The organism is Mycolicibacterium tokaiense (assembly GCF_010725885.1).
In the GTDB taxonomy this organism is placed as follows: domain Bacteria; phylum Actinomycetota; class Actinomycetes; order Mycobacteriales; family Mycobacteriaceae; genus Mycobacterium; species Mycobacterium tokaiense.
Map to the genome: position 1 here is coordinate 73389 of NZ_AP022600.1, position 14879 is coordinate 88267.

The 14879-nt window shown below is 68.9% G+C and carries 13 protein-coding genes; 6 read left to right on the plus strand and 7 right to left on the minus strand.

The features are described 5' to 3' along the window. Nucleotides 1–2 precede the first annotated feature (2 nt). Both phoU and G6N58_RS00305 read left to right on the plus strand, forming a co-directional pair. Nucleotides 3–668: a phosphate signaling complex protein PhoU gene (phoU, locus tag G6N58_RS00300; protein ID WP_115280207.1), complete on the plus strand. Its 666-nt coding sequence runs from the start codon at nt 3–5 to the stop codon at nt 666–668. A gap of 23 nt (nt 669–691) precedes the next feature. Next, on the plus strand, nt 692–964 hold the full coding sequence (locus tag G6N58_RS00305) for a DUF4235 domain-containing protein (protein WP_115280206.1): 273 nt from the start codon (nt 692–694) through the stop codon (nt 962–964). Here the strand turns inward: G6N58_RS00305 and G6N58_RS00310 are convergent. The 6 genes from G6N58_RS00310 to G6N58_RS00335 are packed head-to-tail and all read right to left on the minus strand — an operon-like array spanning nt 942 to nt 8257. Further along, a complete protein-coding gene (locus G6N58_RS00310) occupies nt 942–1946 on the minus strand; it encodes a LacI family DNA-binding transcriptional regulator (protein ID WP_163907792.1) in 1005 nt (334 codons plus the stop codon). The two genes, G6N58_RS00305 and G6N58_RS00310, sit on opposite strands and share 23 nt — an antisense overlap. Nucleotides 1947–1976: 30 nt before the next feature. Then, complete coding sequence (locus G6N58_RS00315) at nt 1977–3416, minus strand: rhamnulokinase (protein ID WP_115280204.1); 1440 nt, start codon at nt 3414–3416, stop codon at nt 1977–1979. Further along, entirely contained in the window at nt 3413–5443 is a 2031-nt protein-coding gene (locus G6N58_RS00320) for a bifunctional aldolase/short-chain dehydrogenase (protein WP_115280203.1), read from the minus strand. Before G6N58_RS00320 ends, G6N58_RS00315 begins: the two co-directional genes overlap by 4 nt. Nucleotides 5444–5448: 5 nt before the next feature. Further along, complete coding sequence (gene rhaI / locus G6N58_RS00325; RefSeq protein ID WP_115280202.1) at nt 5449–6615, minus strand: L-rhamnose isomerase; 1167 nt, start codon at nt 6613–6615, stop codon at nt 5449–5451. Next, on the minus strand, nt 6616–7923 hold the full coding sequence (locus G6N58_RS00330; RefSeq protein ID WP_115280201.1) for an MFS transporter: 1308 nt from the start codon (nt 7921–7923) through the stop codon (nt 6616–6618). Nucleotides 7924–7939: 16 nt separating this feature from the next. Next, nucleotides 7940–8257 carry an L-rhamnose mutarotase gene (locus G6N58_RS00335; RefSeq protein ID WP_115281925.1) on the minus strand — a complete coding sequence of 106 codons (318 nt, stop codon included), beginning with the start codon at nt 8255–8257 and terminating at the stop codon, nt 7940–7942. 196 nt (nt 8258–8453) lie between these two features. Between G6N58_RS00335 and G6N58_RS00340 the strand changes: the two genes are divergently transcribed. Next, nucleotides 8454–9305: an oxygenase MpaB family protein gene (locus tag G6N58_RS00340; protein WP_115281924.1), complete on the plus strand. Its 852-nt coding sequence runs from the start codon at nt 8454–8456 to the stop codon at nt 9303–9305. Nucleotide 9306: 1 nt separating this feature from the next. Here the strand turns inward: G6N58_RS00340 and G6N58_RS00345 are convergent, their stop codons facing one another. Then, the gene (locus tag G6N58_RS00345; protein WP_115280200.1) at nt 9307–10197 is read right to left on the minus strand and encodes an SDR family NAD(P)-dependent oxidoreductase; all 891 of its coding nucleotides are present in this window, start codon (nt 10195–10197) and stop codon (nt 9307–9309) included. Between the two features lie 195 nt (nt 10198–10392). Here G6N58_RS00345 and G6N58_RS00350 point away from each other — a divergent pair, with 195 nt between their 5' ends. From G6N58_RS00350 to G6N58_RS00360, 3 genes are read left to right on the plus strand one after another with little or no spacing between them, the layout of a single operon-like run. Further along, the gene (locus tag G6N58_RS00350; RefSeq protein ID WP_147289406.1) at nt 10393–10809 is read left to right on the plus strand and encodes a DUF5994 family protein; all 417 of its coding nucleotides are present in this window, start codon (nt 10393–10395) and stop codon (nt 10807–10809) included. Further along, entirely contained in the window at nt 10806–12434 is a 1629-nt protein-coding gene (locus tag G6N58_RS00355; RefSeq protein WP_115280198.1) for a fatty acyl-AMP ligase, read from the plus strand. The genes G6N58_RS00350 and G6N58_RS00355 overlap by 4 nt, the downstream gene beginning before the upstream one ends. A 58-nt stretch (nt 12435–12492) precedes the next feature. Beyond that, a complete protein-coding gene (locus G6N58_RS00360; protein ID WP_115280197.1) occupies nt 12493–14862 on the plus strand; it encodes a lysylphosphatidylglycerol synthase transmembrane domain-containing protein in 2370 nt (789 codons plus the stop codon). The last annotated feature ends 17 nt before the right edge of the window (nt 14863–14879 follow it).

Consider the following 14879-nt stretch of genomic DNA (forward strand, 5'->3'; position numbering starts at 1 on the left):
CGATGCGCACCGAATTCCACCAGCGACTTGACGGTCTGGCCGCCGACCTGGCCCGCATGTGCGGGCAGGCCGGCGACGAGATCGAGCGTGCCACCCATTCCCTGCTGCAGGCGGACCTCGAGGCCGCGGAGGTGGTGATCGGCAACCTGGATCAGCTCACCGCGCGCAAGAACCAGGTGGAGCACGACGCCTTCCAGTTGCTGGCGCTTCAGGCGCCGGTGGCCGCGGATCTGCGCGCGGTGGTCGGCGCGCTGCAGACCGCCGCGGATGCCGACCGGATGGGTGGGCTGTCCGCCCATGTCGCGCGCATCGTCCGACGCCGTCATCCGGCTCGGGTGTTGCCCGAGGAGGTCGACGGTTACTTCGCCGAGATGGGCGAGGTGGCGGTGGCGTTGGCCCGTGGCGCACAGGAAGTGGTGCTCTCCGGCGACGTGGATCTGGCCAAACAGATCCTCGACGACGACCAGACCATGGACGGGTTACACCGTCACCTGTTCACCATGGTGCTGGGGGGCGACTGGCGGCACGGCGTGGGAGCGGCCGTGGACATGGTGCTGTTGGGCCGGTTCTACGAGCGGTTCGCCGACCACGCGGTGGAGATCGCCCGCCGGATCATCTTCCAGACAACCGGGTCCAAACTCACCGACAACGACGCCCCTGCCGACTGACCGAACCACCGAGGAGAACAACGATGTCCAGCTCGTCGAAGATGCTGTACAAGCCACTGGCACTGGCCGCGAGCGTGGGCGGCGGGCTACTGGCCAGCGCGGTCTTCGCTCAGATCTGGAAGCGGATCGATGACAGCCAGGAGCCGCCGCCAGACCCGAAGGACCTCGAGAAGTCCACCCGGTCGGTACTGGTGGCGGCGGCGTTGCAGGGTCTGGTGTTCGCGGTGGTACGTGCCGCTGTGGATCGGGCCGGAGCAAAGAGCTTCGCAGCCGTCACTGCGCAGAACCCGCAGTAGAGGCCCGCACCACCAGCTGAGGCTGGAACACCACATGCTCGGGTCGGTGTTCGGTGGACTTCTCGGCGGCACCGAGCAACAGGTCCACCGCGGTGGCCCCGATCCGGGCGGTGGGCTGGCGGATGGAGCTCAGCGGCACCACTGCCGAACTCGCGAAGTCGATGTCGTCGTAGCCGATCAGCGCGATGTCCTCGGGTACCCGCAGGCCTCCGATCAGGGTGAGGGCCTGCAGCACGCCGATGGCCAGCAGGTCGTTGGCGCAGAACACCGCGTCGGGGCGCTGCGCGGCGGGCCGGTCGCGGATCTGCTCGCCCACGGAACGTCCCGCCAACACTGTCAGGGCCGGGGTGTCGATCGCTTCGAACTGCGCGCCCGCGATGGTGTCGACCGCCTGCCGGGCGCCGGCGCGACGGTCACGCACCTGCCGTAGGCTCGCGGGCCCGCCCACAAAGGCGATACGACGGCGGCCGATGGCGCCGAGGTGTTCCACCGCCATCCGAGCACCGGCGATGTCGTCGACCGCCACCGAGTCGAAGTCGGTGCCGCTGCCGTCTCGGTCCACCAGCACCACCGGGGTCCCCCGGCGCTGAAGGGCGGTCAGGCGGGTCAGGTCGTCGCCGATCGGCGAGACGAGCAGACCGAACACCCGTTGCTCGTCGAAGGTGTCGATGTAGGTGCGCTCGCGGCGCGGATCGTCGTCAGAGGTACCCAGCAGGATGGTCAGGTCCAGTTCGGCGGCCCGGCCCTCGGCGGCGCGGGCGATGTCGGTGAAGAACGGGTTGCCGACATCCAGCACCACCAGCCCCACGCTGCGGGAACGGCCGGCGCGCAACTGGCGGGCGACGTCGTTGCGGACGAATCCGAGCTCGTCGATGGCCGCCTGCACGCGGGCCACCGTGGCGGGGGCCACCTTGCTGGGCGCGTTGAGGACATTGGAAACGGTCCCGATGGACACCGAGGCCGCCGCCGCCACCTCACGCATGCTCACCACCTGACCATCACACCAGATGATCTAGCGAACGGCCGCACCTCGCGGCTCGTAGCGGCGCATCGGGAACCGCGCGGAGACCAGCGCGCGCAAGGTCTCGAGGTCCCCGGAGAGCAGGCCACGCGCCCTGGCACTGAGCAGCACGTTGCCCAGTGCGGTCGCCTCCACCGGCCCGGCCAGCAGCGGCAGGCCCAGCCGGTCGGCGGTCAGCTGGCACAGTAATTCGTTCTGCGACCCGCCGCCGACGATGTGCACCTCGGCCACGTCGACGCCGGTCAGATCCGCTGCCGTGCGCACGGCAGCGGCGAATGCGGCCGCCAGACTCTCCATGATGGCGCGCACCAGCGCCGCCGGGCCGTCCGGTGCGGGCAGACCACGCTCGGTGTACCAGCCCGCGATCCGCGTGGGCATGTCACCGGGCGGCAGGAAACGGGCGTCATCGGTGTCGAAAACGTCTGCCGGCGGCGGCATCTCGGCAGCCTGCGCCAGAAGCGGACCCAACTCTGCTGTGCCGCCGTCGCGCTCGAACTGGCGCATGGTCTCGCTGAGCAGCCACATGCCCATCACGTTGTGCAGGAACCGGATCCGGCCGTCGACTCCCACTTCGTTGGTGAAGTTGGCTGCGCATGCGGCGTCCGTGACCACCGGTGCACCGAGTTCGACGCCCACCAGCCCCCACGTCCCGCAGGAGATGTAGGCGGCCCGCTGTGACCGCATCGGGATGGCGGCCACCGCGGAGGCGGTGTCGTGGGAACCCACCGACACCACGTCGAGCCCGCTGGGCAGCCCCAGTCGGGCGCGCACCTCGGGCAGCACGGGCCCGCGGATGCTGCCGGCGTCGACCAGCTCCGGAAGCAGTGCCGTCGGCAGGCCCAGGCGGCGCAGCAATTCGGTGTCCCAGCGGCCGTCGAGCCCCAACAGTGCCGTGGTGGAGGCGTTGGTGCGTTCAGCGGACCGGACGCCGGTGAGCCAGTAGTTGATCAGATCCGGCACCAGCAGCATGCTGTCCGCCAGCTCCAACAGCCCCTCGGCTTTCTCGGCGGCCAGCTGGTAGACGGTGTTGAACGGCAGGAACTGGATCCCGTTGCGCCGGTAAAGCTCTCCGGCATTCAGTTCGGCATGCACCAGGTCCACCCCATGGGCGGTGCGCTCATCGCGGTAGTGGTGCGGGGTGGCCAGCAACCGGCCGTCGCGCAGCAGCCCGTAGTCCACCGCCCAGGAGCAGACACCGACCGCGGCGAGGTCCGGCGCGTCGTGGGCGGCGGCCGCCAGACCGTCACACACATTGCGGTACAGCCCGGCGATGTCCCAGTGCAGCGCCTCGCGGCGGCCGTTCCACATCGCCACCGGGTCGTTGGCGAACCGCGCCACCGCACGCATCTCGAGCCGGTCGGGGCCCACCTCGGCGAGCATCACCCGGCCGCTGGTGGCGCCCAGGTCGACCGCCGCGACCGCGCCGCTCATCGCAGGAAGGCGGCCGCCACACCCGCGTCGACGGGCACGTGCAGCCCGGTGGTGTGCGAGAAGTCCGAGGTGCACAGCGCAAAGGCCGCGGCGGCGATGTTCTCCGGCAGCACCTCCCGTTTGAGCAGGGTGCGCTGCGCGTAGTACTTGCCCAGCTCCTCCTCCGGCACACCGTAGACGGCGGCCCGCTTGGCGCCCCAGCCGCCGGCGAAGATGCCGCTGCCGCGGACCACACCGTCGGGGTTGATGCCGTTGACCTTGACGCCGTGCTCGCCCAGTTCGGCCGCGAGCAGCCGAACCTGGTGCGCCTGATCGGCTTTGGTGGCCGAGTAGGCGATGTTGTTCGGCCCCGCGAACACCGAGTTCTTGCTCGAGATGTAGATGATGTCGCCGCCCAGCTTCTGCTCGATCAGCGCTTTGGCGGCCGCCTTGGAGACCAGGAACGAGCCGCGGGCCATCACGTTGTGCTGCAGGTCCCAGTCCGCCGCGGTAGTTTCCAGCAGCGACTTCGACAGCGACAGGCCGGCGTTGTTGACCACGATGTCGATGCCGCCGAAGGCCAGCACCGTCGCATCGACGGCGGCCTGTACGGCGTCCTCGTCGGTGACGTCGGCCGCGATCCCGACGGCCACGTCGGTGTTGCCTATCTCTTCGGCTGCGGCCTGGGCCTTCTCGGCGTTCAGATCGGCGATCACCACACACGCACCCTCGGCGGCCAGCCGGGTGGCGATGGCCTTGCCGATGCCCGAGGCGGCGCCGGTCACCAGCGCGATGCGGGTGGCCAGCGGCTTGGGCTTGGGCATCCGGGCCAGCTTGGCCTCTTCCAGCGCCCAGTACTCGATGCGGAACTTCTCGGACTCGTCGATCGGGGCGTAGGTGGAGATGGCCTCGGCACCGCGCATCACATTGATGGCGTTGAGGTAGAACTCACCGGCCACCCGCGCGGTCTGTTTGTCCTTGCCGTAACTGAACATGCCGACGCCGGGGATCAGGACGATCGCGGGATCGGCGCCGCGGATGGCCGGGCTGTCGGCGTCGGCGTGCCGGTCGTAGTAGGCCTGGTAGTCGGCGCGGTACTCCTGGTGCAACGCCTCGAGGCGTTCACGGCACTGGTCGACGGGGGCATCGGCGGGCAGGTCGAGCACCATGGGCTTGACCTTGGTCCGCAGGAAGTGATCCGGGCAGCTGGTCCCCAATGCCGCCAGACGCGGATGTTCACTGCCGGCCAGGAATTCGAGCACCCGCGGGTCGTCGTTGAAGTGCCCGACCTGCGCCTTGTCGACCGACGCCAGCCCGCGGATGAAGGGGGCGAGCTCGGCGGCCTTGGTGCGGCGCTGGTCGTCGGGCAGCGCGCCGTAGCCCTCCAGGACGGCGCCGAACGGCTGCGGCCGGCCGTTGTTCTCGATGTAGCGCTGCGCGGTCTCGATGATCTCGAGCGAGTGCGCCTCGGCCTGCTCGGAGGTCTCCCCCCAGGCCGTGATGCCGTGGCCACCCAGGATGGTGCCGATGGCCTGCGGGTTGCGCTTCTTGATGTCCGAGATGTCCAGTCCCAGTTGGAAACCCGGTCGGCGCCAGGGCACCCACACCACGCGGTCGCCGAAGATCTGCTTGGTCAGTGCCTCGCCGTCGGCGGCGGTGGCCAGCGCGATGCCCGAGTCCGGGTGCAGGTGATCGACGTGGGCGGCGTCGACAAGTCCGTGCATGGCGGTGTCGATGGACGGGGCCGCTCCCCCCTTGCCGTGCAGGCAGTAGTCGAAGGCCGCCACCATTTCGTCCTCGCGCTCCACGCCCGGGTAGACGTCGACCAGCGCACGCATGCGGTCCAGGCGCAGCACCGCCAGGCCCTTCTCGGTCAGGGTGCCGAGATCACCGCCGGAGCCCTTGACCCAGAGGAGCTCCACGGGCTCACCGGTGACCGGATCGGTCTCGGTGCCCTTGGCCGAGGTGTTGCCGCCGGCGTAGTTGGTGTTCTTGGGGTCGGCGCCCAGCCGGTTGGAGCGGGCGATCAGATCCTGCACGGTACTCATGTGTCCTAGGCTCCCCACGAGGATTGGGTTCCGCCGACGCGGTCGGCGTTGATGGTGTTCTGGTAGCCGGAGTCGGCAAAGGCGCGCATCGGGTCTTCGGGCAGCCCGCGCTCGGCACGCCACTGCGCCAGCGCCGGCCGCACGTCGGTGTAGAAGGCGTCCATGATCAGGCCGTTGGCGCCCAGCACGTCGCCGGCCTCCTGGGCCGCGGTCAGTGCATCGGTGTCGACCAGCAGCGCGCGCGCCGTCATCTCCTGGACGTTGAGCACCGAGCGGATCTGGCCGGGGATCTTGGCTTCGACGTTGTGGCACTGGTCGAGCATCAGCGCCAGGTCGGAGCCGGGTTCCAGGCCGCCGCCGCGGATCACCTCGAACATGATGCGGAACAGCTGGAAGGGATCGGCCGCGCCGACGATCAGGTCGTCGTCGGCGTAGAAGCGGGAGTTGAAGTCGAAGGACCCCAGCTTCCCCAGCCGCAACAGTTGCGCGACGATGAACTCGATGTTGGTTCCGGGCGCGTGGTGCCCGGTGTCCAGGCACACCTTGGCCCGCTCACCGAGGGCACTGACCTGGGCGTAGGAGGTGCCCCAGTCCGGGACGTCGGTCATGTACATGGCCGGCTCGAAGAACTTGTACTCCAACACCATTCGCTGGTTCTCGCCGATGTGCTGGTAGATGGTGGCCAGCGACTCCGCCAACCGGTCCTGGCGCCCGCGGATGTCACCCTGGCCGGGGTAGTTGGTGCCGTCGGCGAGCCAGATCTTCAGGTCCCGCGAGCCGGTCTGGTCCATGATCTCGATGCAGGCCAGGTGGTGGTCGACGGCCTTCTGCCGCACCGACTTGTCGGTGTGGGTGAGGCTGCCGAACTTGTACTCGTCGTCCTGGAAGGTGTTCGAGTTGACGGTGCCCAGCCGCACGCCCTGCTCTTCGGCGTAGGCGCCCAGCTCGGCGTAGTCGTCCACCTTGTCCCACGGAATGTGCAGCGCCACAACGGGTGCCAGTCCGGTGAAGCGGTGCACGGTGGCGGCGTCGGCAATCTTCTCCTCAATGGTGCGCGGTGTGCCCGGCGTGCCGAACACCTTGAACCGCGTTCCGGAGTTCCCGAATGCCCAGGACGGGAGCTCGATCGCCAGGTTGTCGAACGCCGCTGTCCTGAAGTCCTGCTTGGCCACTCAGACCACCGCCTTTCCCTGCTGATCGGTGACGACTGGCTCGCCATACCGCTCGATTTCGATCTGCTGCAGTGTCTTTCCCTGCGTGTCGGGCGCCCACACCGCACCGATGATCAAGGCTACCGTGAGCAAACCGATCAGCAGGACGCCGACAGCGGTCAGGCCGGTGGCGGCCAGCAGTGTCGGGAAGAAGTAGCTCAGCAGGCCGGTGGCGGTGCGCACGGCGAAGAACATCACGCCCTGGGCGCTGGCTCGATACGGGGTGGCGAACAACTCGCTGGTCCACAGGCTGTAGAAGGCCTGGCACCCGATACCCGCCGAGACGCCCCACAGCACGGCGAACAGCAACATGGTGGGGACACCGCCGTCGGTGAAGGCCACCAGCACGATCCAGCCCAGGATGCCCAGCGCGGCGCCGCCGACGTAGAGCTTCTTCTGCGACACCCGGTCGCCGTAGCGCATGAAGCCGAAGTAGGTGGCCAACACGGTGCAGCCCCACACCAGCACCTGCAGCAGGTTCTGTGCCACCGGGCTGTGCACGCCCGCGGTGTCGTACACCCGGGGCATGAAGATGCCGGCCTGGCCCGCGACGGTGTTCCAGAACAGGTAGATACCGCCGAGGAACAGCAGCGCGGTGATGTTGACCTTGCGGGAGAACAGACCCCGCAGACCGCGCGCGCCCAGGGTGGCCGAGACCTCGGTGCGCTCACCTTCGGCCGTCCAGATCCGCGACTCCTCGAGCCCCTGGCGCACCCACCAGACGACGGCCGCGACCACGAACAGGTGACCGAAGATCAACCGCGAACCCAGCAGACCCAGCGGTGCCAGCGCGGCGGCCAGGGCGAAGCCGATCAGCGGCCCCACCGACCAGGCCAGCTGGGCGGTGCCGACGTGTTTCGCACGCTCGACCGAGGGCGCCTGCTCGGCGATGTAGGTCCACGAGGCGGGCACCCCGGCGCCGACGGCGATGCCGGTGACGATGAAGGCCACCAGCAGCATGATGAAATTCATCGCGAACGCGGCCAGCAGCACACCGGCCATGTACACCAGCAGGTCGTAGGTGTAGATCGCCTTGCGGCCGAAGCGGTCACACAGCGGCCCGCCCAGAATGGCCCCGATGGCCGCACCGAAAGCGTTGGCGCTCAATGCTGCCAACAGACCGACGGCGAAGTTGCTGATGCCGAACTCGGCCTGCCAGAAGGCCAGGCTGGTGGCGATGGCGATGATCGAGCCGGCCTCGATGTAGTTCGACATGGCCACGGCGATGGTGGCCCGCCAGCCCGTCGTGGAGCGTGCTCCGATTTTCATGGGTTTCCTTCGGGTGTCAGGCGAGGTGGAAGTAGTGCTGCAGCGGTTGCATGGCGCGATCGGGTGCGGCGGCGTCGGCGAAGTACTCCGCCATGCCGGCCTGCCAGCGGGCGTTGACGTCGGTGGCGGCCATGGCCCGCTGCGCGGCGTCGAAGTCCGGCGTCTCCAGGTACCCGACCACCAACCCGTCCTCCGGACGGACGAACAGCGAGTAGTTGTGCCAGCCGGCGTCGCGCAGGGCATCGAGCATCTCGGGCCAGACGTGGTCGTGTGCTGCCAGGTAGTCGTCGACCCGGTCGGGTCGCAGATGCAGCAGAAAACACACCCGCTGCATGGTGCGCGGCGCTTCGGTCACGGAGTGCTCCCTGTCGTTGATTGAAACGTTTCAATCTGGTGAGTACGGTCACAGTAGAACGCCGCCTGTGGTTCGGTCAAGGGCTCCAGGATTTTGCCGAGCAGACGCGAACTCGGGGTGCATGGGCGCCGAAGCGTCCGAGTTCATGTCTGCCCGGCGGTGGTAGACAGGGGTGATGGTCACTGTGAATGGTGTTCGCGAGAGCGTCGGCCGCGGACTCTTCGGCCTGGTCGCCGGCCCGGACGGCCCCGCCAACCGCGCGCGGATCCACGAGACGCCCGGCCCACGCTGGTTTGCCGAGGACCGACCCATCCGCCGCGTCCACAGCGACGCCTCGATGTTCGTCGGCGGATTGCGCGCACTGCTCCTGCAATCGCTGCATCCGCTGGCCATGGCCGGGGTGGCGGGGCATTCGGACTACCGCGGCGACCCCTGGGGCCGACTGCAACGCACCAGCACCTTCCTGGCCGTCACCACCTTCGGCCCGGCCACGGACGCACAGCGCGCGGTTGATGCCGTGCGTGGCATCCACCGTCGGGTGCACGGCCTGACATCCGACGGGACACCGTATTCCGCCTCGGATCCCCACCTGCTCGAGTGGGTGCACATCGCCGAGGTGGACAGTTTCCTCACCGCCCACCAACGCTACGGCGCCCGCCCGCTGGACCAACAGGGCCGCGACGACTACGTGGCCGACACCGCCCGGATCGCCGCCGCCCTCGGCGTGGTGGACCCACCGACCACTGAAAAGCAACTGGCGCAACGCATCACAGCGTTCCGACCCGAGTTGCGCGGTACGCCCGAAGCGCGCGACGCCGCCCGCTTCCTGCTGCTGACCCCACCGCTGCCGCTGGTGGCCCGGGCGCCGTACGCCGCCCTGTCGGCGACCGCCGTGGCGATGCTGCCGCCGTGGGCCCGCCTCCCGCTGCGCCTGCCCTACCTGCCACTCACCGAGGCCACCGGCATCCGTTGGTCCGGCCGCCTGCTGGTCGGTGGCATCCGCTGGGTCATGGGACCCGGCCGCTGACTCACACCGGAATGCTTGTGCCGGTTTCCTTTTCCGCGAACGCCACCACCTGGGCAGCGCTGTCGTAATCGCAGGCCGCCGCGGACCGGCCCACCAGGACGGGCCCGCCGCGCAGCCCCATCACACCGTCCACGCCGACATAGCTGCCCGGCGGGATCGGCTCACTGAGGCAGTACAACGTGGGAGCCGCGCCCTGGTCGATGTCGTTGGCCAGCTTGTCCCCCACCGCCTTGATGCCGCGGTGCAGCAGCGCCATCCCCGGGGTATCGGACACGTTGGAGATGTTCGACGACACCCACCCCGGGTCGGTCAGTTGACTGTGCACCGGCGAGCCCGCGGCGCGCAGGCGCCGGTCCAGTTCCAGCCCCCACAGCATGGTGCCCAGTTTCGACCGCGAATACGCGCCCATCACCGTCCACTTCGAGGTCCGAAGATGCATGTCGTCGAGTCGCAGCGTCGCCCGCTTGTGCGCTTCGGAGGCCACCGTGACGACCTGGCGCCGGATCCGCGGCAGCAGCAGGTTCGTCAGCGCGAACGGCCCCAGCAGGTTGGTCGCCAACGTCGTCTCGAAACCCTCGGCGGTCTCGCTGCGGTGCTGGGTCAGCCCACCGGCGTTGTTGATCAGCACGTCGACGTCACCGTCGAGTGCATCGGCGAAGGCCCGCACCGACGTCAGATCGGCGACATCGAGCCGCAGCACCTCGGTGGAGCCCCCGATCTCCGCGGCCCGCTGCGCGCCGAGTTCGGTGTTGCGCACGGCCAGGATGACGTGCGCACCGGCGCCGGCCAGCGTCCTGGCCGTCGCCAGACCCACGCCGTTGGTGGCGCCGGTGACGATGATGCGATGCCCTGTGAGAGTGCCGAGCCGGCTCGGCGACCAGTGTGCTGTCACGTCGCCAGCCTAATGCGCACGGTAAAGCAATTGCGGCCGAATGCAACCGGATTCGGCACCGTGATGCACGGCCATCGCGGAGCATGCCTGCTAGGGTGAGACATCGCGGGCTTTCCGCGCGCCGGTGTCCTGGCGCCGTTTGCGATTAGCCAGCTACCGGCGGGAGCGTGTATCACGCTGACGGACGACGTGGACGTGGCGCGGTTGGCAGTATGCGACCGCGCAGCCGGTGTCGGCGGTGTTGATGGTGCCTGGTGGCCGTCCACACCCGATCTCACCGCTGAACTACCCGACCTCATCGCGGTGATCGGAGCGTGGATCGGGCCGGTCGGCCGGGTGATCTACGACCGCAGGGTGTGGCGCCCCGCGCCCGCCCGCATCGTGCGCGGCTCGACATCCATCACTGTCGATCCGTACCGGTTGGTCGCACGCGAGACCATCTATCTCAAAGGCACCCACGCCCGCGACGCCGTCCTGTTCGTGGTGCCGTCGGGGGCCGCGAGGTCGACCGCGCAGCGGGTCCTCGATCAGGTCGCTGCCGCCGCACATCCGTTGACAGTCACCGTGATTCGCGATCTACTACGGCTGAGCCAGGTGGTGGAGCCGTCATGAGCCGATTCACGGACACGATGTTCGCCAATGCCACCTCATCGCGGGGCATGGTGACAGGCGAGCCGGCTGCTCCGGTGCGCAGAACCTGGGATGAGGTCCATGCCCGCGCCCGCCGCATCTCGGGCGGGCTGGCCCACGCCGGTGTCGGACACGGTGACGCCGTGGCGGTGCTGGCCGGTGCGCCCGCGGAGATCGCGCCCACCGCACAAGGGATCTGGATGCGCGGGGCGAGCCTGACCATGCTCCACCAACCCACCCCGCGAACCGATCTCGTGCGCTGGGCGCAGGACACCGCCGCGGTGATCGATGTGATCGGGGCGCGGGTGGTGGTGGTCTCCGACCCGTTCCTGGCCGCTGCACCGGTGCTCAGTGCCCTGGGTCTCGCCGTGGCCACCGTGGCCGACCTTCTCGAGTCAGCCCCGACCGACATCGTCGGCACCGGGGACGAGGACATCGCGATGATGCAGCTGACCTCGGGGTCCACCGGTCCGCCCAAGGCCGTCACGATCACCCACGGCAATCTCGAATCCAACGCCGAAGCCATGTTTGTCGGAGCTCGATATGACCTGGACACCGACGTCATCGTCAGCTGGTTGCCGCTGTTCCACGACATGGGCATGACAGGCTTTCTGGTGGTGCCCATGTACTTCGGCGCCGAGCTGGTCAAGGTGACACCCATGGATTTCCTGGGCGACATCCTGCTGTGGGCCCGGCTGATCGACAAATACCGCGGCACCATGACCGCCGCACCGAACTTCGCCTATGCGTTGCTGGCCAAACGGTTGCGTCGACAACCCGATTCCGGGGCATTCGATCTGTCGTCGCTGCGCTGGGCCCTGTCCGGGGCCGAGCAGGTGGATCCCGATGACGTCGAGGACTTCTGCGATGCCAGCGCCCGATTCGGCCTGCAACCGCAGGCCATCCTGCCTGCCTACGGCATGGCCGAGACCACCGTGGCCATCTCGTTCTCGGAGTGCGGGGGCGGTCTCGAGGTCGACGAGGTGGACGCCGACATTCTCGCTGCGCTGGGAAGAGCGGTACCCAACCGGCATGGCCGCAGCCGACGGCTCGCATGCCTGGGTCCCACACTGCCCGGTCTCGAGGCGCGCATCGTGGATCAGGACGTCAACCTGCTCCCGCGTCGTGGGGTGGGTGTGATCCAGGTCAGGGGGGCGTCGGTCAGCCGCGGGTACCGCACCGTCGCGGGGTTCGTACCGACCCAGGACGCGCTCGGCTGGTTCGACACCGGCGACCTGGGCTACCTCACCGAAAACGACCGGCTGGTGGTCTGCGGTCGCGTGAAGGACATCATCATCATGGGCGGGCGCAACATCTTCCCCTCGGACATCGAACGCGCCGCCGGACGAGTCTGCGGAGTGCGGGCCGGCTGCGCCGTGGCCGTGCGGATCGAATCCGAACACCGGGAGACGTTCGCCGTGGTGGTCGAGGCAGGTGCCCACGAGGACGCCGCGGCGGTACGGGACATCCAACTCGGAGTGGCCCACGAGGTGTTCGTCGAGACCAATGTCCGACCCCGCAGTGTCGTGGTGCTCGGACCCGGGACGATACCCAAGACTCCGTCGGGCAAGCTGCAACGCGCAGCAGCTCGCTCGCTGCTCGCCTGACCGAACCACCGGGTGCCTCCTAGGCCAGCCTTTCCCGATCTGAGAGAATCCGGGCACTATGCGGGTTGACGGGCGGGAGATCGCCGTTTCGGGCAGCTTGCTGCTACCTCTGACCCGACGCACCAACGACATCATCCGGTTCGGCTTCGCCACTGCGTTCCTGATCTTCGTGATCACCAGCTCGTTGATCACCCGCAATGAATGGGAAGCGCTCGAGCGGTCCATCTCCGAGATCATCGGCGTGCTGACGCCCACGCAGTCCAACCTGGTGTACCTGGCCTACGGCGTGGCCATCCTGGCCCTGCCCTTCGCCATCCTGATCGGATTGATCCTGCGCCGGCAGTGGAAGCTGCTGGGCGCCTACGCCGCCGCCGGCGTGGTGGCACTGCTGTCCCTGTCCATCACCGGCAACGGCATCGCGGCACCGCGCTGGCACTTCGACCTCTCCGACCGGCTGGACACCCTGCTCTCGCAGTTCCTCGACGATCCACGCTGGATCGCGATGCTGGCCGCCGTGCTCACCGTCTCCGGTCCGTGGCTGCCCGCCCGGTGGCGACGCTGGTGGTGGGCGCTGCTGCTGGCTTTCGTCCCGATCCACCTGGTGGTCAGCGCCGTGGTGCCGGCCCGCTCCCTGCTCGGGCTGTCCGTCGGCTGGTTCGTCGGTGCGTTGACCATCCTGGTGGTGGGCACCCCGGCGCTGGAGGTGCCGCTCGACGGGGCGGTCCGGGCGCTGGCCCGCCGGGGCTTCCCGGTCACCGGATTGACGGTGCTGCGACCGGCCGGCGCCGGGCCGCTGGTGCTCTCGGCCGTCGGCCCCGAGGAGCCGACCGTCGTCGAACTCTACGGTCCGAACCAGCGCAGCGGCGGTGCGTTACGCCAGTTCTGGCGGTGGGCGCGGCTGCGCAAACGGGAGACCGCGCCGCTGCACGCCTCGCAGCGCCGCGCGGTGGAGCACCGCGCACTGATGGGTATCGCGATCGCGGACGTCGGCGTCGCGAACACCACCACGGTGCTGGTCGCGGATCTGGACCGGGGCTGGACGCTGTATGCGCACACCCCGGCGCGCGGCACGCCGATCGCCGAGTGCACCAATCCGGAGACCATCGCCAGCGTGTGGCGGTCGCTGCGGCGCCTGCACCAGCGCCAGATCGCCCACGGTGACCTGCGTGCCGGGCAGTTGACCATCGACGACGGCATCACGCTGTTCGGCGGGTTCGACAGCTCCGAGTTCGGCGCCTCCGACGTCCACCTGCAGGCCGACATCGCCCAACTCCTGGCGACCACCGTGCATCTGCGCGGCGCCGAGCCCGCGGTCGCGGCCGCCATCGAGGCCTTCGGCCCCGACGCCGTACTCGCGGCGTCCGGCCGCCTCACCAAGGCGGCCATGCCGACCCAACTGGTCAAGGAGATCCCCGACGCCAAGACCGTGCTGACCACGGCCCGCGACGAGGTGATGCGCCGCACCGGCGCCGATCAGATCCAGAAGGAGACCATCACCCGGTTCAACCGCAACCAGCTGATCCAGATGATCCTTCTGGTGGCGCTGGTGTATGTCGCCTATCCCTTCATCAGCACCGTGCCTGCGTTCTTCGACGAGCTGAGCAGGGCCGTCTGGTGGTGGGCGCTGGTGGGACTGCTGATCTCGTCGCTGCGCTACCTCGGTGCGGCGGCGGCATTGTGGGCCTGCGCGGCGGGGCTGGTGGGGTTCTGGAAGCTGACGCTGATGCAGATCGCGAACACCTTCGCAGCCACCACCACCCCGGCCGGGGTGGGCGGGCTCGCGCTGTCCACACGCTTTCTGCAGAAGGGCGGTCTCGGCGCCCTGCGTGCCACCACCGCGGTGGCGCTGCAACAGACCGTGCAGGTGATCACCCACGTCACGCTGTTGGTGGCGTTCAGCCTGGCTGCCGCCGTCCCCGCCGACCTGGCGAAATTCGTGCCCGACGCCGCGGTGCTGTACCTGATCGCCGGCGTGGTGCTCGGCATGGTCGGGGTGTTCATGTTCGTGCCGAAACTGCGCCGCTGGCTCAAGAACGATGTGCGACCGCGGCTGGCCGAGGTCCTGCGTGACCTCAAGGAACTCTCCCGTGAACCCAAGCGCCTGCTGATCATCGTCCTCGGTTGCGCGACAACCACACTGGGGCAGGCACTGGCACTGTGGGCCAGCGTGGCCGCCTTCAGCGGTGACGCCACCTTCGTGACGGTGACCGTGGTGACGATGGTCGGCGGCACGCTGGCATCGGCAGCACCCACCCCCGGTGGCGTCGGCGCCGTGGAAGCCGCACTGATCGGCGGACTGGCCGCCTTCGGTGTGCCGGCCGCGGTGGCTGTTCCGTCGGTGCTGCTGTACCGGGTGCTGACGTGCTGGCTGCCGGTGTTCCTCGGGTGGTTCGTGATGCGGCGGCTGACCAAGGACGAGATGATCTGACGTCCCTGGTGGACCGG

What these genes read in the sequence shown, in the direction of transcription:
- phoU (WP_115280207.1), top strand. Translation starts at nt 3, where the DNA reads ATGCGCACCGAATTCCACCAGCGACTTGACGGTCTGGCCGCCGACCTG.
- G6N58_RS00305 (WP_115280206.1), top strand. Translation starts at nt 692, where the DNA reads ATGTCCAGCTCGTCGAAGATGCTGTACAAGCCACTGGCACTGGCCGCG.
- G6N58_RS00310 (WP_163907792.1), bottom strand. Translation starts at nt 1,946, where the DNA reads ATGCGTGAGGTGGCGGCGGCGGCCTCGGTGTCCATCGGGACCGTTTCC.
- G6N58_RS00315 (WP_115280204.1), bottom strand. Translation starts at nt 3,416, where the DNA reads ATGAGCGGCGCGGTCGCGGCGGTCGACCTGGGCGCCACCAGCGGCCGG.
- G6N58_RS00320 (WP_115280203.1), bottom strand. Translation starts at nt 5,443, where the DNA reads ATGAGTACCGTGCAGGATCTGATCGCCCGCTCCAACCGGCTGGGCGCC.
- G6N58_RS00330 (WP_115280201.1), bottom strand. Translation starts at nt 7,923, where the DNA reads ATGAAAATCGGAGCACGCTCCACGACGGGCTGGCGGGCCACCATCGCC.
- G6N58_RS00335 (WP_115281925.1), bottom strand. Translation starts at nt 8,257, where the DNA reads ATGCAGCGGGTGTGTTTTCTGCTGCATCTGCGACCCGACCGGGTCGAC.
- G6N58_RS00340 (WP_115281924.1), top strand. Translation starts at nt 8,454, where the DNA reads ATGGTCACTGTGAATGGTGTTCGCGAGAGCGTCGGCCGCGGACTCTTC.
- G6N58_RS00355 (WP_115280198.1), top strand. Translation starts at nt 10,806, where the DNA reads ATGAGCCGATTCACGGACACGATGTTCGCCAATGCCACCTCATCGCGG.
- G6N58_RS00360 (WP_115280197.1), top strand. Translation starts at nt 12,493, where the DNA reads ATGCGGGTTGACGGGCGGGAGATCGCCGTTTCGGGCAGCTTGCTGCTA.